Annotated in this window: 14 protein-coding genes; 5 read left to right on the top strand and 9 right to left on the bottom strand. The window is 72.8% G+C overall.

Features of this window, described 5'->3' with window-relative positions; genetic code table 11:
- Positions 1-134: 134 nt before the first annotated feature.
- Genes SD460_RS36845 through SD460_RS36835 form a run of 3 tightly spaced genes read left to right on the top strand, consistent with a single transcriptional unit; the run spans position 135 to position 3429 of the window.
- Positions 135-1595, top strand: coding sequence for a PucR family transcriptional regulator (locus SD460_RS36845; RefSeq protein WP_318307391.1), 1461 nt, complete (start codon positions 135-137; stop codon positions 1593-1595).
- Between the two features lie 35 nt (positions 1596-1630).
- Positions 1631-2308 (top strand): response regulator transcription factor, encoded by a 678-nt coding sequence (locus SD460_RS36840; RefSeq protein WP_163046732.1) that lies wholly within the window; start codon positions 1631-1633, stop codon positions 2306-2308.
- Complete coding sequence (locus tag SD460_RS36835; protein ID WP_318307390.1) at positions 2305-3429, top strand: sensor histidine kinase; 1125 nt, start codon at positions 2305-2307, stop codon at positions 3427-3429. Before SD460_RS36840 ends, SD460_RS36835 begins: the two co-directional genes overlap by 4 nt.
- 45 nt (positions 3430-3474) lie before the next feature.
- Here SD460_RS36835 and SD460_RS36830 read toward each other — a convergent pair whose 3' ends face one another.
- Entirely contained in the window at positions 3475-4542 is a 1068-nt protein-coding gene (locus tag SD460_RS36830) for an alpha/beta hydrolase (protein ID WP_290057482.1), read from the bottom strand.
- Positions 4543-4723: 181 nt separating this feature from the next.
- On the opposite strand from SD460_RS36830, the gene SD460_RS36825 reads away from it, so the two are divergent.
- Positions 4724-5152, top strand: coding sequence for a hypothetical protein (locus tag SD460_RS36825; RefSeq protein ID WP_290057483.1), 429 nt, complete (start codon positions 4724-4726; stop codon positions 5150-5152).
- On the opposite strand, the gene SD460_RS36820 is transcribed toward SD460_RS36825, so the two are convergent.
- From SD460_RS36820 to SD460_RS36785, 8 genes are all read right to left on the bottom strand, one after another.
- A complete protein-coding gene (locus SD460_RS36820; RefSeq protein ID WP_290057484.1) occupies positions 5149-7260 on the bottom strand; it encodes a 3-hydroxyacyl-CoA dehydrogenase NAD-binding domain-containing protein in 2112 nt (703 codons plus the stop codon). The two genes, SD460_RS36825 and SD460_RS36820, sit on opposite strands and share 4 nt — an antisense overlap.
- Entirely contained in the window at positions 7261-8451 is a 1191-nt protein-coding gene (locus SD460_RS36815; RefSeq protein ID WP_290057498.1) for a thiolase family protein, read from the bottom strand. It lies immediately after the preceding gene.
- A 129-nt stretch (positions 8452-8580) separates the two neighbouring features.
- Positions 8581-9210 carry a DUF998 domain-containing protein gene (locus tag SD460_RS36810; RefSeq protein WP_290057485.1) on the bottom strand — a complete coding sequence of 210 codons (630 nt, stop codon included), beginning with the start codon at positions 9208-9210 and terminating at the stop codon, positions 8581-8583.
- Between the two features lie 85 nt (positions 9211-9295).
- On the bottom strand, positions 9296-10888 hold the full coding sequence (locus tag SD460_RS36805) for an allophanate hydrolase (RefSeq protein WP_290057486.1): 1593 nt from the start codon (positions 10886-10888) through the stop codon (positions 9296-9298).
- Positions 10885-14412, bottom strand: a complete 3528-nt coding sequence (uca, locus tag SD460_RS36800; protein WP_318307389.1) for an urea carboxylase — start codon at positions 14410-14412, stop codon at positions 10885-10887. The genes SD460_RS36805 and uca overlap by 4 nt, the downstream gene beginning before the upstream one ends.
- Positions 14409-15044 (bottom strand): urea amidolyase associated protein UAAP2, encoded by a 636-nt coding sequence (locus SD460_RS36795; protein WP_290057488.1) that lies wholly within the window; start codon positions 15042-15044, stop codon positions 14409-14411. Before SD460_RS36795 ends, uca begins: the two co-directional genes overlap by 4 nt.
- The gene (locus SD460_RS36790) at positions 15041-15874 is read right to left on the bottom strand and encodes an urea amidolyase associated protein UAAP1 (protein WP_290057489.1); all 834 of its coding nucleotides are present in this window, start codon (positions 15872-15874) and stop codon (positions 15041-15043) included. Before SD460_RS36790 ends, SD460_RS36795 begins: the two co-directional genes overlap by 4 nt.
- 10 nt (positions 15875-15884) lie before the next feature.
- Positions 15885-17351 carry an amino acid permease gene (locus SD460_RS36785; RefSeq protein WP_290057490.1) on the bottom strand — a complete coding sequence of 489 codons (1467 nt, stop codon included), beginning with the start codon at positions 17349-17351 and terminating at the stop codon, positions 15885-15887.
- Positions 17352-17515: 164 nt separating this feature from the next.
- Between SD460_RS36785 and SD460_RS36780 the strand changes: the two genes are divergently transcribed.
- On the top strand, positions 17516-18181 hold the full coding sequence (locus SD460_RS36780) for a TetR/AcrR family transcriptional regulator (RefSeq protein WP_290057491.1): 666 nt from the start codon (positions 17516-17518) through the stop codon (positions 18179-18181).
- The last annotated feature ends 61 nt before the right edge of the window (positions 18182-18242 follow it).

Below are 18242 nucleotides of genomic sequence, written 5' to 3'. Positions count from 1 at the left end.
GGCGTCCTCCTTGCCTTGGTGGTGTTCGGGTCACCGTAGATTCGGCCGCGCCCCCTCCGGCATGGGATGATTCGTCCACAAGTCGACTTCGTGGAGACGGAATGACCCATACCCTGGATCCACTGTCCTCCGAGGTGAATGTCCCGTTACGGGACGTGGTCGGCAACCGGGAGCTCGCGCTGGAGGTCGTCCGCGAGACGCTGCGGCCGGGCGCGCTGGACCTGCCCGTGCGCTGGGCCCACGTGAGCGAGCTGCAGGACCCGGTGCCGTACCTGGTGGGCGGCGAGCTGATCCTCACCGCGGGGGTGAACCTGCCGGAGCGGATCGACCGGTACGTGCGCGGGCTGCGCGACGCCGGCGTGACGGCGCTCGGGTTCGGGCTGACGCCGTCGGTGCACGAGACGCTGCCGGAACCGCTGCGCCGGGCCTGCGCGCGGCACGGGCTGCCGTTGCTGGTGGTGCCGGCGCGGACGCCGTTCCTGGCCGTCAACCGGGCGGTGTCGGTCGCGCTGACCGAGGCCGCGCAGCGGGAGCAGCGGCGGATCACCGCGGCGCGGGAGACGCTGACGCGCGCCGCGGGCGGCGGGCTGGGCGAGCTGACGTCGTCGCTCGCGGCGCGGCTGGGGTCGTGGGTCGCGCTGGTCGGCGAAGGGGACGCTCTCGCCTCGGCGCACGACGCGCCCGCGCCGCTGCCACCGCAGGTGCGGGAGCTGATGGCGACCGTGCGCGCGGGCAGCGGCATCCGCAGCGCGACCACCGAGGTGGGGGACAGCTTCGTGGTGGTCCAGCCGGTCTACCCGCAGGCGACGGCGTCGCACCTGCTGGTCGTCGGCCGGACCCGGCGCTTCGACGGCGCCGACCGGGCGATCCTCGCCGTCGGCGCGGCGCTGCTCGGCCTGGTCGGGCGCGCCGGCTCGGACGCGGCCGAGCTGGGCACGGCGGCGACCGGCCTGCTCCTGGGCCGGACGTCACCCCGCGGCGTGGCCCGGACACTGGTCGGGGCGGAAGTCGTCCGGCTCGTCGCGGGGACGGCGTACCGCCGTGGCCCGGGGGAGGTGGCCCAGCGCCCGGACTGGTTGCGGGCGCGGCTCGACACACCGTTGGTGTCGGTGCGGCCCGGACCTTCGTTCGTGGCGATCGCGGGGTCGTCGCCGTCGCCTGCGGTGCTCGAGGAGCTGCGGTCGGCCGGCTGGCTGACGGCGGTGGGTTCGCCGGCGCCCGCCGACCGGCTTTCGGAGCCGGAACTCGAGCTGCTGCTGGCCCGGGCCCGGGCGCTGGGCCGCCCGGTCGTGGCCAGTGCTTCGGACTTCGACGCACTGCTGGCCCCGGACGCTTCCCGGGGCTTCGCGGAGAAGGCCCTCGAACCGCTGGTCGCGCTCGACGAAGCGGGGGACCGTGAGCTGGTCCGGACGCTGCGCACCTGGCTGGCGCACCACGGCGGCTGGGAGCCGACCGCGGCGGAGCTGGGCGTGCACCGCAACAGCGTCCGGCACCGGATCGCCCAGGTGGAGAAGGCCCTGGACGTGGACCTGGCGGATCCGGACGTCCGGATGCGGTTGTGGTTCGCCTTGCGGTGGGTGCCGTCGAGTCCTTAAAGGGCACTCTCAGGAAGTTATGGGATTGTGGTCTCGTGCGAGTTTTGGTAGTGGAAGACGAAGAACCCCTGGCCGACGCGATCGCCCGTGGCCTGCGCCGCGAAGGCATGGCCGTGGACGTGGCGCTCACCGGGGACGACGGCCACGAGAAGGCCGCCGTCACGCGGTACGACGTCGTGTTGCTGGACCGGGACCTGCCCGGGATGTCCGGGGACGAGCTGTGCCGCGAGATCGTCGCGTCCGGGGAGCTGACCCGGGTGCTGATGCTCACCGCGAGCAGCTCGGTGTCGGACCGCGTCGAAGGGCTGTCCCTCGGGGCCGACGACTACCTCGCGAAGCCGTTCGCCTTCCCCGAGCTGGTCGCCCGCGTCCGGGCGCTCGGCCGCCGCGCCACGCCGGCCGCGCCGCCGCTGCTCACCGCCGGGGACGTCGAGCTGGACCCGGCCAAGCGGACCGTGCGGCGCGCGAGCGGGCCGGTCGAGCTGACGCGCAAGGAGTTCGGTGTCCTCGAGGTGCTGCTGTCGGCCGCCGGTTCGGTGGTCAGCAGCGAGGAACTGCTCGAACGGGTGTGGGACGAGAACGCCGACCCGTTCACCACGACCGTCCGGGTCACCGTCATGACGTTGCGCAAGAAGCTCGGCGAGCCGGGGATCATCGAGACCGTCGTCGGCTCCGGGTACCGGGTGCCGGAGCCCGGCGCGCCACGCGCGTGAACCTGCCGGGCACCCGCAGCCTCCGCGCCCGGATCACCCTGCTGGCGACCGTGCTGGTCGCCGCCGTCAGCCTGCTGCTGCTCTGGCTGGCCTGGACGCTGGTCCGGGACTCGCTCGACGCCGTGCCGCAGATGCCGCCGGGCAGCACGGTGGTCGTCGACGGCGTCCGGGTCGACGCCTCGACGCTCGCCGAGCAGCTGCGCGTGCACGCCCGCAACCGGATGCTGCTGTTCGGCTCGATCGCGTTCCTGCTGGTGGTGGCGGCCGCGGCGATCCTCGCCTGGACGTTCACCTCCCGCGTGCTGCTCCCGCTGCGCGAGATCACCGGCACCGCGCGGCGGCTGTCGGTCGAGTCGCTGGGGGAGCGGATCGGCGAGGTGCGCCCGCGTGACGAGCTGGCCGTGCTGGCGGAGACGTTCGACGCCATGCTCGACCGGCTCCAGGCCGCGTTCGACGCCCAGCGGCACTTCGTCGCGAACGCGAGCCACGAGCTGCGGACGCCGTTGTCGGTGATCCGCACGGAACTCGACGTCACCCTGGCCGACGACGACGCTGACGAAGCCGAGCTGCGCCGGATGGGCGGGGTGGTCCGCGACGCGACCGAGCGGGCCGGGCAGCTGGTGAACTCGCTGCTGCTGCTGGCCCGCACCGACGGCGCCGGGCTCGGCGTGCGCGAACCGGTCGACCTGGCGTTCGTGGTCGACCGGGCCTGGCGCGCGGTCCGGCTCGAAGCCGAGAAGCGCGGGATCCGCGCGACGTTCGCGGTGGTGCCGGCGCCGGCGTTCGGCGACCCGGCGCTGCTGGAGCGGATCGCGGGCAACCTCCTGGAGAACGCGGTCCGCCACAACGTCGAGGGCGGCTGGCTGGAGGTCACGACCCAGCCGGGCCCGCGGTGGTCGACGGTGCGCGTCCGGTCTTCGGGCGGCCTGGTGGACCCGGCGACGGTGGCGGAGCTGTTCGAGCCGTTCCGCCGCGCGGGCACCGCCCGCACCGCCCGCCACGGCGCGGGACTGGGGCTCTCGATCGTCCGGGCGGCGGTCGCGGCGCACGGCGGAACGGTGGCGGCGGAGCCGATCGTCGGCGGCGGCCTGGCGGTGACGGTGCACCTGCCGGTCCGGTGAACAAGCCTCGTGAGTGTTTAGTCGGGTTAGAACCCTCCTGAACACTCACGACCCGGCCAGGGCGAGACCGGCGCGTAGCACTCCGGCCGCGTGGAGCATGGCCGCGCGGGCGTCCGGGTCGATGCCGACGCGGTTCGCGAAGCCGTGCAGCTGGCCTTCGTGGCGGCGGTGGACCAGCGGGACACCCGCGGAAGCGAGCCTGGCCGCGTAGGTCTCGCCTTCGTCGCGCAGCAGGTCGAAGCCGCACGTCGCCACGTACGTCGGCGGGAGGCCCTCGACGGTCTCGTCGTACGCGACCGAGGCGCGGGGATCGGTGTAGGAAGCCGGGTCGCGCAGGTATTGCGCGCGGTACCAGGCCCATTCGTCGCGGTCGAGGCGGAAACCCCAGCCGAACTGCTGGTGGGACGGCGACTCGCCGAGCGCGTCCGTCGCCGGGGTGAGCAGGAGGCTGAACGCCGGGCGGGGCAGCTCGCCGCGGGCGGCCGCGTGGGCCACCACCGCCGCCAGGTTGGCGCCGCTGCTGTCGCCGCCCACCGCGAGCCGCGCCGGGTCGATGCCGAACTCCGGCGCGTGTTCGTGGACGAACGCGAACGCCGTCACCGCGTCGGAAGCCGCCGCCGGGAACGGGTGTTCCGGCGCCAGCCGGTAGCCGATCGACACCACCCGGACCCCGGCCTCCTCGGCCAGCAGCCGGCACGCGCCTTCGTGGGTGTCCAGGCTGCCGAGCACGAACCCGCCGCCGTGGAAGTACACGAGGGCCGGGGAGGGCGCCGGGACCCCCGCCGGTTCGTAGTACCGCAGCGGCAGCGGCCCGCCGGGCCCCGGCCACGTCGAGTCGCGCGTCCGGACGCCCGGGCAGATGCCCGCGCCGGCGAGCGCGCCCGCCAGGTTCAGCTCGGCCCGGGCCCGCGAAAGGCTGCCGTTGCGGTGCGGCGCGTCGAACGGCGCGAACCGCGACACCCGCATCAGCACCTGGGCCGAGAGCACCGGCCGCCGCCCGGCCACCACCACCGGACGGCCCGCGAGCACCCGCAACACGGGCGCGGGCAGGCCCAGCAGCCACCGCAACCCGGCCATGACCGTCCGTACGAGCAGCACTCTCCCGTTCACCACCCGTCCACGAAAATCCGATCCGCGTCCATCCACAAGTCCTCGAGCGAGTTCGCCTGCCCGATGAGGCACGTTCCGGAAGGCGATTTGCTCGTGTACCCACTGCGGCTCGAACGACTCCACGACCCGCCGCCGGGGTGAACGGGCGGTGTTCCGGCGGCCGGCGTGTGCTGTGATCTCGGGTGTGGAGGAAAAGCCGCTGGGCCGTGTGCTGGTGCCGGTGATCGCGCTGGCCCTGGTCACCGGGGCGGGGCTGGCGTTCGGCGTCGCGGAGCTGAAGCGGCCGCCCGACCTGCCGGTCGACACCAACCCCGCGCCGCTGGCCGGTCACACCCTGTGTGCGGCCGTGGTCGTGGTCTTCTCCTCCGACGCCGAGCTGCAGCCGGCCGTCCGCGCGCTCCGCGACGACCCGAAGGCGCGGCGGCTGTTCGTGGACCCGCCGTCGGTTTCCCTGCTTGCCGTGCCCGGCACCGATCTGAAGGCCTGGGCGCAGGAGCTGCACGCGCGCTTCCGGACCGCCGAGCGCGTGACGGTCATCGATTCCGACGCGACGGCGGCGCAGCTGAAACTCACCGCGCCGCCGCCGAAGTGCCCTCGTGAGGGCGAATACTAGGAAGCCGGGACCGAAGCCACGCCCGGGGCGAGGAACGGCTTGCCGTTCACGCGCTCGGAGACGCCGGAGCGGTCCAGGTACGGCGTGATGCCGCCGTTCCAGAACGGCCAGCCCGCACCCAGGATCAGGCACAGGTCGATGTCCTGCGCCTCCGCGACCACGCCCTCGTCGAGCATGATCCGGATCTCCTCCGCGATGGCCGACAGCGCCCGCTCGCGCACCTGCTCCGAAGTGGACGGAGAATCTCCCTGCGTCCACAGCGAAACGACCTCGGGGTCGGCCGACTGGGTGCCCTGGTCGTCCCAGACCCAGACGCCCTTGTTGCCCGCCTTGACGAACTTCGCGAGGTTGTCGGACACGGTGAACCGGTCCGGGAAGGCCTCGTGCAGCGTCTCGCCGACGTGCAGCGCGATGGCCGGGCCGACGAGCTGCATCAGCGTCAGCGGCGTCATCGGCAGGCCCAGCGGCTCGAGCGCGGAGTCGGCGACCTCGAACGGCGTGCCCTCGTCGACGGTGACCAGCACCTCGCCGAGGAAACGCAGCAGGAGCCGGTTGACGACGAACGCCGAAGCGTCCTTCACCAGCACGCTGGACTTCTTGAGCTGCTTGCCGACCGAGAACGCCGTCGCCAGGGACGCGTCGTCGGTCTGCTCGCCGCGGACGATCTCCAGCAGCGGCAGCACGGCGACCGGGTTGAAGAAGTGGAAGCCGACGACGCGCTCGGGGTGCTGCAGCTTCGACGCCATCGCGGTGATCGACAGCGACGAGGTGTTCGTCGCGAGGATCGCCTCGGGCTTGACGTGCTGCTCCAGCTCGGCGAACACCTGCTGCTTGACGCCCAGCTCCTCGAAGACGGCTTCGATGACGAAGTCGGCGTCGGAGAAGGCGGCCTTGTCGAGCGAGCCCGAGACCAGCGCCTTGAGGCGGTTGGCGCCGTCCGGGGAGACGCGCTTCTTGGCCAGGAGCTTGTCGATCTCGTCGTGGACGTACCCGACGCCCTTGTCGACGCGGGCCTGGTCGACGTCGGTCAGCACGACCGGCACCTTGAGACGGCGCACGAACAGCAGCGCGAGCTGGCTGGCCATCAGGCCGGCGCCGACGATGCCGACCTTGTTCACCTTGCGGGCCAGGTTCTTGTCCGGCGCGCCCGCCGGGCGCTTGGCGCGCTTGTTGACCAGGTTGAACGAGTACAGCCCCGCCCGCAGGACGTCGGACATGAGCAGCTCGGCGAGGCCGTCGGTTTCGGCCGCGTAGCCGCGGTCGAGGTCGTTCTCGCGGGCCAGCTCCAGCAGCTCGACGGCCTTGGTCGCGCCCGGCGACGCGCCGTGCGTCCGGCCGTCCACAATGGACTTCGCACGGGCGATGGCGGCGTCCCAGCCGGAACCGCGGTCGATCTCGCGGCGCTCCGGGGTGATCTCGCCGTTGACGACGCGGGCCAGCCACAGCAGCGACTGCTCGAGGTAGTCGGCCGAGCCGAAGACCGCGTCGACGATGCCGAGCTCGGCCGTCTGCTTGACGGTGAGCATCTTGTTCTGCGCCAGGGCGTTCTCGATGATCACCGTGACGGCGGCGTCCGCGCCGATCAGGTTCGGCAGCAGCTGCGTGCCGCCCCAGCCCGGGAACAGGCCGAGGAAGACCTCGGGGAACGCGATGGCGGCGGTGTTCTCCGACAGCGTCCGGTAGTGGCAGGACAGCGCCAGCTCGAGCCCGCCGCCCATGACCGCGCCGTTGATGAACCCGAACGTCGGGATCTCGGTTTCGGTCAGGCGGCGGAACACGTCGTGCCCGGTCTGGGCGATCTCGCGCGCCAGCTTCGGGTCGCTCACGGATTCGACCCCCGAGAGGTCCGCGCCGACGGCGAAGATGAACGGCTTGCCGGTGACGGCGATCGCGGCGGGCTCCGCCTCGAAAGCCTGGTCCAGCGCGGTGTTCAGGGATACGAGACCCTGCGGGCCGAACGTGTTGGGCCGGGTGTGGTCGTGGCCGTTGTCGAGCGTGATCAGCGCGACGGGCTTCTCGAGCCCGGGCACCTTCACCAGGCGCGTCACGGCGTGCGTGACGACCTCGTCCGGGAAAGCGGCCTTCGCTTCTTCAGCGGTGAAAGTCATTTACTTCGCCCCCTCGAAGGCCGGGTTCTCCCAGATCACGGTGCCGCCCATGCCGATGCCGATGCACATCGTCGTCATGCCGTACCGGACGTCGGGCCGTTCCGCGAACTGGCGCGCCAGCTGCGTCATGAGCCGGACACCGGAGGAAGCCAGCGGGTGGCCGCACGCGATCGCGCCGCCCCACTGGTTCACGCGCGGGTCTTCGTCGTCGATGCCGAAGTGGTCGAGGAAGGCCAGCACCTGCACGGCGAAGGCTTCGTTGATCTCGAACAGGCCGATGTCGTCGATGGACAGGCCGGTGCGCTTGAACAGCTTCTCGGTGGCGGGCACCGGGCCGATGCCCATGACCTCCGGCTCGACGCCGGCGAAGGAGTAGCCGACCAGCCGCATCGCGACCGGCAGGCCCAGCTCGCGGGCCGTTTCCTCGTCGGCGAGGAGCGACGCCGTGGCGCCGTCGTTGAGGCCGGCCGCGTTGCCCGCGGTGATCCGGCCGTGGGGGCGGAACGGCGTCTTCAGGTTCGCGAGGGTTTCCAGCGTGGTGCCCGGGCGGGGCGGCTCGTCCTCGGTGGCGAGACCCCAGCCCAGCTCCTTCGAACGGGTGGCGACGGGCACCAGCTCGGGCCCGATCTTGCCGGTCTTGACGGCTTCGGCGTAACGCTCCTGGCTGCGCGCGGCGTAGGCGTCGGTGCGCTGCTTGGTGATCGCGGGGAAGCGGTCGTGCAGGTTCTCGGCGGTCTGGCCCATGACGAGCGCGGTCGGGTCGACGAGCTTGTCGGCGATGATCCGCGGGTTCGGGTCGACGCCCTCGCCCATCGGGTGCCGTCCCATGTGCTCGACGCCGCCGGCGATGGCGATGTCGTAGGCCCCGAAGCCGATCCCGGACGCGGCGGTGGTGACGGCGGTCATCGCGCCGGCGCACATGCGGTCGATGGCGAAGCCGGGCACCGACTTCGGCAGCCCGGCCAGCAGCGCGGCGGTGCGGCCGATGGTCAGGCCCTGGTCGCCGATCTGGGTGGTGGCGGCGATGGCCACCTCGTCGACGCGCTCGGGCGGCAGTTCGGGGTGCCGCCGCAGCAGCTCGCGGATGGCGTTGACGACGAGGTCGTCGGCCCGGGTCCCGGCGTAGATGCCCTTGTCGCCGGCCTTGCCGAAGGGGGTCCGTACCCCCTCGACGAAGGCGACGGTGCGCACGCCCCGCGCGTTCGGCGCGAGCGGCGTTGCTGGTGCGGCCACGAATGCTCCATTGGAGGTAGACGGTGATAGCCGCACGATAGCCCTTGTTACCCGTCGGTAACCAGTGCTGTGGCCCGGTCGAGTGGGCTACGGCACACTCTTGGGCGTCAGCGTCCCGCCCTTGACGAGCCATGCGACGCCGAACGCCCACACCGCCGCGCTCTCCAGCCACAGCGCCGGGTGCCACTCCGGCACCAGCCGCAGCCGGCTCGTCACCACGATGAGCACCAGGGACGCGAGGATCACCACGCCGCAGACGCGGTAGACGACGCCGACGCCGGCCGGCTGCTCGCCGTCGTGGGGGAACAGGCGCAGGCAGAAGTAGGCGAGGGAGAGGAAGAACACCGCGGCGAACACCAGGTGCAGCACGCCCGCGGTCCGGTCCCAGCCCGACACGTCGTGGTCCGGCGTGGTCGGGAAGAGCGCGAGCCCGATGGCGCCGAGCCCGGCCACCGTGCTGGCGACGTTGTCGATGAAGTCGTGGCCGTAGTAGGCGAACAGGAACACCCCGGCGGCGCACATCGCGCCGACGAAGACGTCGCGGACGTCGCTGTAGTAGTAGCCGCTGAGCGACCCGATGAGGTCGCCACCCTGGACGAGCTGCTTGCCGAAGATGAGCACGAACGGCAGCGCCAGGCCGATGAGCCCGATCGCTCGCCGCAGGAAGAGGTAGGAGTGGACGAGGGTGCTCTGCGGGGATCGGGTTGCCGTGGTCATGGCCGCCTCCGGAGGTCGTTACCGGGTACATCGGCAGGCCCGGTGCGGTCGCTGAAGGCTCGTTACCGCGCCGGGCAGCTGATCGTTACCCGCCCAGGTGGGCCAGCCAGCCACCTTTCGCCGAAATGTCCGCCGTGCCCTCGATCGCCGCCGGTTCGCAAACGAAGCCGGGGGCCCGCGTGCCGTCGGCCAGCTCCACCTTCCCGATCGCCAGCGGAGCGGGAATCCGCGAGACGAACTCGCCGAACCCGCGCACCGGCAGGTCCCACACCTCCGCCGCGATCGCGACGCCGCCGGCCGCGACCCGGACCAGGCCCGGCTTGGGCGGCACCGTGTCCAGCGCGTACAGCCGGTACGACTCCGACGTGGAAACCGCGGCCACGAACCGCCCGCCGCGGGAAGTCAGTTCGTGGTTCAGCGGCTGGCCGCGCAGGTGGGCGCCGACCACCACGATCGGCACCCGCTCGCCGCGCAGGCTCGCCAGGGTCGCCAGTTTCAGGTCGTCGTGCGGGGCGCCGATCAGCATCACGCCGAACGGGCGCCCGGCCACGGTCCCGGCCGGGACCGCCAGTGCCGGCAGGCCGAACAGGTTGGTGGAGTTGGTGAACCGGCCCAGGCGCGCGTTGACCGCGACCGGGTCCGCGGCCACCGCGGCGATCGTGGGGTGCTCGGTCGTCGTCGGGAACAGCAGCGCGTCGACGCCGGCCAGCGCGGCCAGTGCACTGGCCCGCAGCCCGGCCAGCTTCGCCTGGTCCGCGAACAGCCGGTGCGCGGGGAGGTCGCGGGCCGCGGTGATGATGCCGTGCACCACCGGGTCGACGGCCTCCGGGTGCGCGTCCAGGAACTCGCCGACCGCGGTGTACCGCTCGGCCACGAACGCGCCGCCGTACAGCAGTTCCGCCGCTTCGAGGAACACCGAAGTGTCCACAGTGGTCACTTCGGCGCCCGCCGCGGCGTACTCGTCGACGGTGGCCGCGAAGGCTTCCGCCCAGCCCTCGGCGAGGGGGCCCAGGTACGCGGGCACGCCGATGCGGAACCGTCCCGAGTGGACCTGGGCCGGCTCGGCCAGGCAGGTCAGCGCGAACGACGCCTCTTCGACCGTCCGCGCGAACAGCGAGACGCAGTCGATGCTCGCGCACGCGGGCACGACGCCTTCGGTCGGCAGCAGGCCCGGGGTCGGCTTGAGCCCGACGATCCCGTTGAACGCCGCCGGTACCCGGCCCGAGCCCGCGGTGTCGGTGCCCAGCGCCAGATCGGCGATGCCGAGCGCGACCGCGACCGCCGAGCCCGAACTCGACCCGCCCGAGACGTATGCCGGGTCGACGGCGTTGCGCACCGCGCCGTACGGGCTGCGCGTGCCGACCAGCCCGGTCGCGAACTGGTCCAGGTTGGTCGTGCCGAGCACCAGCGCCCCGGCCGCCCGCAGCCGCGCGACCATGGGGGCGTCGGCCTCCGGTTTGTACGCGTAAGCAGGGCAGCCCGCCGTCGTCGGCAGCCCCGCGACGTCGATGTTGCCCTTGACCGCGACGAGCTTGCCGGCCAGCGGGAGACCGCGGTCCGCCAGCGCCGCCGCCTCGGCGACCACCTCTTCTTCGGGCCGGAGGTCGATCCAGATCTCCGGCCGGTCCACCTGCTCGATCCGGCGGTACGCGGCTCGTACGCGCTCGACGGGGCTCATCCGAGCACCACCAGCGGCGTGCCGGGCGCCACCTGGTCGCCGGGGGACACGAGCACTTCGACCACCTCGCCGCTCGCCGGCGCGGGGATCCGCGCCTCCGTCTTCATCGCTTCCAGCGTCACCAGCGACTGCGCGTCCTCGACGCGCTCGCCCGCCGTGACGTCGACCCGCCACACGGTCGCCGCGAACGGTGCCTCCACGACGTGCCCGCCCGGGGGTGCCTCGACCCGGGCCGGGGGCCGGGTGACCGGCTCCGGTTTCGGGTCGAACTCGCCCGCTGCGGCCCACGCCCGCCGTTCCGCCTCGAACGCGGCCGCCTGCGTCGCCCGGAACTCCGCGATGCTGCCGGCGTTGTCCGCCAGGAACTTCTCGTAGTCGGCGAGCGCGAAGGTGCCTTCGGTCGTGTCGAGGGCCAGCTGCCCGGAAGAGCTCTGCGCGCGCAGCTCCAGGAGCTCCTCGGCCGACACCGGGTACCAGGAGATCCGGTCGAAGAACCGCAGGTTCCACGGCTGGTCCCCGCCGTGCCAGCTGTTCCACACCTGCGTGGTCCGGCCGACGAACTGGTAGCCGCCCGGTCCTTCCATACCGTAGATGCAGAGGTACGCCCCGCCGATGCCGACGGAGTTCTCCGCCGTCCACGTCCGCGCCGGGTTGTACTTCGTCGTGACCAGGCGGTGGCGTGGGTCGAGCGGGGTCGCGACCGGCGCGCCGAGGTAGACGTCGCCGAGCCCGAGCACGAGGTACTCGGCGTCGAACACCGTCCGGTAGACGTCGTCCACAGTAGACAAGCCGTTGACGCGCCGGATGAACTCGATGTTCCACGGGCACCACGGTGCGTCGTCGCGCACGCCGGTCATGTACCGCTCGATCGCCTCGCGCGTCGCCGGGTCGTCCCACGAAAGCGGCAGCCGGACGTGGCGGCTGGGCACCACGAGGTCGTGCGTCGGCGGCAGGTCGCGTTCCAGCTCGCGCACCAGGCCGAGCGCCTTGCCGACCGGCAGCGCGTCCGGATCGACGTGCACCTGCAGCGACCGGATGCCCGGGGTCAGGTCCACGATCCCCGGCACGCCTTCGGCCGCGAGCCGTTCCGCGAGTGCGTGCACCCGCATCCGCAACGCCAGGTCGAGCTTCATTTCGCCGTACTCGACGAGCAAGTTGTCGTCGCCGCTGCGGCGGTAGGTGACCGGCGGCTCGCCGTCCGAAGCGGACAGTCGCGAGAGGACTCCGCCGTCGTCGCGCGCGGGGCGGCTCGGCTCGATCGCCGTCGCGGGCCGGGTGCGCAGCGCCGCCGCGTGGTCGGTGCCGATCGGCACGAACCGCACGGTGTCGCCCGGCCGCAGCTGCCCGAGCTTCCACCGCTCGCCGGTGGCGACCGTCGCCGGGCAGACGAACCCGCCGAGACTGGGGCCGTCCGGGCCGAGCAGGATCGGCAGGTCGCCGGTGTAGTCGACGGCGCCGATCGCGTACGGCGTGTCGTGGATGTTCGACGGGTGCAGGCCCGCCTCGCCGCCGTCCGGGCGCGCCCACTCCGGCCGCGGCCCGACCAGGCGGACGCCGGTGCGCGCGGAGTTGAAGTGCACCTGCCAGTCGGTGGCGTAGAAGGTGTCGACGTCGTCCGGGGTGAAGAACTCCGGTGCGGCGTGCGGTCCTTCGAGCGCGCCGATCGTCCAGTGGGTGCTGAAGTCCGGCCGGTCGGCGACCGGGCCCACCACGGGGTCCGCGGGTTCCGGGCCCGGACGCAGGACGTCGCCCGCGGCCAGCGCGCGGCCGCCGTGCCCGCCGAACTTGCCCAGCGTGAACGTCGCCGCGCTGCCGAGGAACGCCGGGACGTCGATGCCGCCGCGCACGAGCACGTAGCTGCGCAACCCGGCCGAGCACGCGCGGACGTCCAGGGTGGCGCCGGCGGGGACTTCGACGGGTGTCCACAAGGGCACCTCGGCGCCGTCGACGAAGATCGTCGTCGGCGCGCCGGTCAGGCACACCTTGGTGGCGTGGGAGAACCGCAGCGTGACGCCGTCCACGGTGCACTCCAGGCCGGGCGCGCCCTCGGGGTTGCCGAGGGCGAGGTTGCCCAGCCGCAGCGAAAGGTCGTCCATCGGGCCGCTCGGCGGCACCCCGACGTGCCAGAACCCGGTGCGGCCCGGCCAGTCCTGCACGGTGGTCATCGTGCCGCCGCGCACGACGTCGATCTGCGGCTCGGGGTCCTCGACACCGTCCAAAGTGGACGTGTCGTGGGCGGCCGCGCCGAAGGCCGCGTCGGCGGCCGCCGCCCGCAGCTGCCCGAGGTTGGTCCGGACCCCGTCGACGCGGGTCGCGGCGAGCGCGTCCCGCAGGTGCGCCAGCGCGTCCGCGCGGTCGGTGCCGGTGCAGATCACCTTGGCCAGCAACGGGTCGTAGTGCGTGGTCACGGTGGTGCCCGGGCCGACCCAGGTGTCCACCCGGGTGCCGGCCGGGAACTCCGCCCGCGTGACGAGGCCGGAGCTGGGCCGGTGCCCGGCGTTCGGGTCTTCGGCGTACACCCGGGCTTCGACGGCGTGGCCGCGCGCGACCGGGGTCGCGCGGAACATCGCGCGGTCGCCCTGGGCGAGCCGCAGCATCCAGGCGACCAGGTCGACGCCGTACACCGCCTCGGTGACCGGGTGCTCGACCTGCAGCCGCGTGTTGACCTCGAGGAACGCCGCTTCGCCGCGGCCGGGGTCGTAGACGTACTCGACCGTGCCCGCCGAGCGGTACCGGACCGACGAGCAGAGCGCGACGGCCGACTCGACGAGCTGCTTCCGGACCGCGTCGGGCAGATCCGGCGCCGGGCACTCCTCGACGACCTTCTGGTTGCGCCGCTGCAGCGAGCAGTCCCGCGTGCCGAGCGCCATGACCTCGCCGAAGCCGTCGCCGAACACCTGGACCTCGACGTGCCGCGCGCGGGTCACCAGCCGTTCCAGGAAGACGCCGGAGCTGGCGAAGCTCTTCGCCGCGACGCTGCGCACGGTGTCCCAGGCGGCCCGCAGCTCGTCCGGCGACGCGCAGGCGCGCATGCCGATGCCGCCCCCGCCGCCGGTCGCCTTGAGCATCACCGGGTAGCCGATGTCCGCCGCCCGCGCGAGCGCTTCGTCCACATCGGACAGCAGGCCGGTGCCGGCCAGCAGCGGCACGCCCGCCGCGATCGCCGCCTCGCGCGCGGTGTGCTTGCTGCCGAACACCTCCAGGTGCTCCGGCGACGGCCCGGCGAACGCGATCCCGGCGTCTTCGCAGGCTCGCGCGAACGCCGCGTCCTCGGACAGGAAGCCGTAGCCGGGGTGGATCGCGTCGCAGCTGGTGTCGAGCGCGGCCTGGACGATCGCGCCGGCCCGCAGGTAGCTCTCGGCCGCGGGTGCCGGGCCCAGCCGCACGGCCCGGTCGGCCAGCCGCACGTGCGGCGCCAGGCGGTCGGCGTCGGAGTACACCGCGACGGTTTCGAGGCCGAGTTCCCCGGCGCTGCGCAGGATCCGGACCGCGATCTCGCCGCGGTTGGCGACGAGCAGCCTCACTCGTCGCTCCCGGGGGCGGTGACGACCATGCGCACCGGCGTCGGGTCGAACCCGTTGCAGGGGTTGTTGATCTGCGGGCAGTTCGACACGAGGACGAGCACGTCGGTCTCCGCGCGCAGCCGGACTTCCAGGCCCGGCGCGGAAATGCCGTCGACGATCCCGAGTGTGCCGTCCGCTTCGACTGGAACGTTCATGTACCAGTTGACGTTGCTGACCAGATCGCGCTTGCCCAGCCCCCACTTCGCGCCCTCGCTGAGGAAGTTCTCGACGCAGGCGTGCTGGAACCGGGTGTGCTGGCCGTAGCGGAGGCTGTTGGATTCCTTGCTGCACGCGCCGCCGAGCGTGTCGTGGCGCCCGCAGGTGTCGGCGACGACGGTCAGCAGCGGCGCGCCCTCCTGGGTGCGCAGGACACTGCCGGTGGTGAGGAAGATGGTGCGTTGCGCGGCGATCGTCGCGGCGGCGCTGTAGCGCTTCGCGGTGTCGTTCGCGTCGTAGCAGAGGAAGTCGACGGCCTGGTTGCCGCCGAGGTCGATGATCGCCAGCTCGCTGCCGCGCTTCAGCACGGTCGAGAACGGGGCCCGCGCGGCGACGTCGAACGTCAGCTCCAGCTGGGACTGGTACGCCGTACTCATGCGATCCCCCGTGCGGTCAGGTAGTCGGCGGTGTTCTCGAACGCGCGCTGCGCTTCCGGGCTGTGCGTCCATTCCGGACTGTCCGGGGTGGACGGCTCGTCGCGCCAGGCGAGCACTTCCAGGTTCGTCACGGTGTAGTCCGGGCGCGGGTCGACCGGGTGCGGCACGTTGGCGATCAGCACGATCGACGGGATTTCGATCCGCAGGTCGAGCGACTTCCCGGCGCCCGCGGAGCCGGTGAACTCCAGGGCGCCTTCCGGCTGGACCCGCACGCCCTGGAAGAACGACAGGCTGGGCGGCAGATCACGCGGGCCGAGCCCGTTCTTCGCCGCGGCCAAGGTGAACAGCGGCAGGCCGGCGGGGGAGGGGCCCTGCGGGGCGCCGTCGCCGTAGCGCTCGGTGTTGCCGTCCACAGTGGACGTTCCGCACAGGGCGTCGTGGCGGCCGCTCGAATCCGCGACGATCGTGGCGAGCACGCGGGCCTGGTCGGACAGCAGCGCCACCTTCTCGCCGAGATAGGCGTTCCACTGCACCTTCACCGTGTCCGCGACGTTCAGCCGCTCCCACGGCCCGTCGGCGTTGAACAGCAGCACGTGCGCGCAGGCGTCGCCCTCGACGTCGGTCAGCCGCAGCCGCGTGCCCCGGGCCAGCACCTTGTGCGTGTACCCGCCCCCGGCGACGGTCTCGGCCCAGGTCAGCGCCTCGGCGGCGACACCGGGCGGCGGTGCCGCCCAGGTGCTCGCCGGGATCGACGGCATCGTTTCGACCACGGTGCCGGCCTGGGCCCGGGCGTGGTCCCGGGCGCCGTAGGTGGTGGCGGTGGTGCTCATGGACGTCCTCTCAGATCGCGGGTTCGAGGGCGGGAGCGGGGCGCAGCCGCAGCCAGCAGAGCCAGCCGATCACCAGTGCGCCGCCGACGAACTCTATCGGGAACAGCAGCATCCAGGGGGCGCCCGAACCGGCGACGTCGTAGATCTCCGCGCGCGGCCAGCCGATGTTCACGACCATGGCGACGCCGTAGAGCACGGCCGCGCCGTTCAGCGGGACACCCCAGCGGCCCAGCGAGAACCGGCCGGGTTCGGCGGGGAACCGCCCGCGCAGCCTTGCCACCAGCAAGGGTCCGGTGACCAGCAGGTACGCCAGGTAGACGACCACCACCGACGTCCCGGTGATCGTGCTGAAGAGCGTCGGGTTGCCGACGTTGAGCAGCAGGAGCGCGATCGCCAGGACACCCGAGACGAGCGCGGGCGCGACCGGCGTGCCCGTGCGCGGATTCACCGACGAAAGTCGGGCCGAGCCGGGCAGCGCGCCGTCGCGGGCCATCGCGAAGATCAGCCGGACGGTGCCGGTCTGGATGGTCAGGGTGCAGACGACGACGGCGATGGCGACGTCGGCGAGGAAGACGCGGCCGAGGGTGTCGCCGAAGACGGCGGTGATCACGTACGGCAGGCCGTGGCCGGCGAGCTGCCCGTCGGTGAGGCTCGGCGCGGCCATCAGCGCCGTGAGGACCACGGCGAGCCCGCCGATCCCGGACACGAGCACGGCTCGCAGCACCGCGCGCGGTGCCGCCCTTCGCGCGTCCTTCGTCTCCTCGGCGACCGACGCGGCGGTGTCGAAGCCGTAGAGCACGTACGCGGCCATGAGCGCCGAAGCGAGCACGCCGCCGAGCCCGGCGCTCGTGCCGGGGGCGTCGTGCGCGACCACCTGCGGGCCGCGGACGGCGAACAGGCCCAGCCCGAGGACGAGGACGACGACGCCGAGGAGTTCGGCCGCGACGCCGACGTCGTTGATCCGGGCCATCAGCCGGACGCCGCCGGCGTTGACGAGCGTGGTGAAGACGAGCAGGAGCGCGCCGAGGACGACGGCGTTGGCCGCCCCCGACGGCGACGTCACCGACGGGTCGCCGCCGACGAGCTGGAAGCCGTCCCACACCGACGGCAGCACCACCTGCAGCGCGATCGCCGCGGCGGCGAGGGCGACGACGCAGCCGAGCAGCATCATCCAGCCGGCGAGCCAGCCGAGGAACCCCTTCGAGAGCTGTTTCGCCCACTGGTACACGGATCCGGCGAGCGGGAAGCGCGCGGCGAGTTCGGCGAAGGTGAGCGCCACGAGCAGCTGGCCGCCGAGGACCACCGGCCACGTCCAGAAGAAGAGCGGGCCGCCGAAGGTGTAGCCGAACCCGAAGAGCTGGAAGACGGTGGTGAGGATGGAGACGAACGAGAAACCGGCGGCGAAGGCGGAAAACCCGCCGAGCGACCGGCGGAGTTCCTGGCGGTAGCCGAAGGAGGCGAGCTCGTCGGGTGGCATGCGATCTCCTCGTTTCGATCGTTTGACAGAAATTAAGCCCCGGCCGGGTCTGCTCGATCTCCGGCGCGTTAGGTGCGCGTTAACGGCGGCGCGGTCCGGGCGTCAACAGCGACATGCGGGGGTAACCACGGGTGTCCGGGCGCCGGACCTGGCAAGATCAGCCCGTGGTCAAAGGCGCGGGAGTCGGCAGGCCGAGGGCGAGTGGCGCGGCGGCGAACCGGCCGGACGCGCGCCAGGCGGTGCTCGACGCGGCAGGAGAGCTGTTCACTGGAGCCGGCTACGCGGCGACGACGACCCGCGCGATAGCGGAGCGCGCGGGCCTGCGGCAGGCGTCGCTCTATTACCACTTCCCGGCGAAGGAAGACATCCTCGCGGCCCTGCTCGCCGAGACGGTCCGCCCGTCCCTGGACCTGGCGGCCCGCCTGGTGGCCGCCCCGGGCCCGGCGGCGGTGCGCCTGTGGGCACTGGCGTACGCGGACATCGGCCTGCTGGGCGGAGCGCGGCACAACCTCGGCGCGTTGTACCTGCTGCCGGAGGTGGGCTCGGCGAACCTGGCCCGCTTCCGCGCGGAGCGCGCGGACCTGAAGGCGTCGTACGGTCGTTTGGTGGCGGCCGCCGGGGTGGCTCCGGAGTCGGTGGCGATCCGGACGGACCTGGTGTTCGGGCTGGTGGAGAGCATCGCGGTGGTCCGGCGGGACGACCCGGAGCTGGACGTCGAGGCCCACGTCCGCGAAGGAGCGGACGGCGTGGTGCGGCTGGTGGGGGTGGGGGAGCCGTCAGACGACCTGCGGGCGGAGGCCCACACCCTGCTGGCAGCGCTGACCGGCTGACAAGCGCCCCAAGGCCACATTGGTTGCGCCTCCCATGCCCCCACCGCCACCCTCAACGGAG

The sequence above is a fragment of the Amycolatopsis solani genome (genome assembly GCF_033441515.1).
Lineage (GTDB): Bacteria > Actinomycetota > Actinomycetes > Mycobacteriales > Pseudonocardiaceae > Amycolatopsis > Amycolatopsis solani.
The sequence above is the reverse complement of the archived record's forward strand: the minus strand, read 5'-3'. Positions and strand labels throughout refer to the sequence as shown.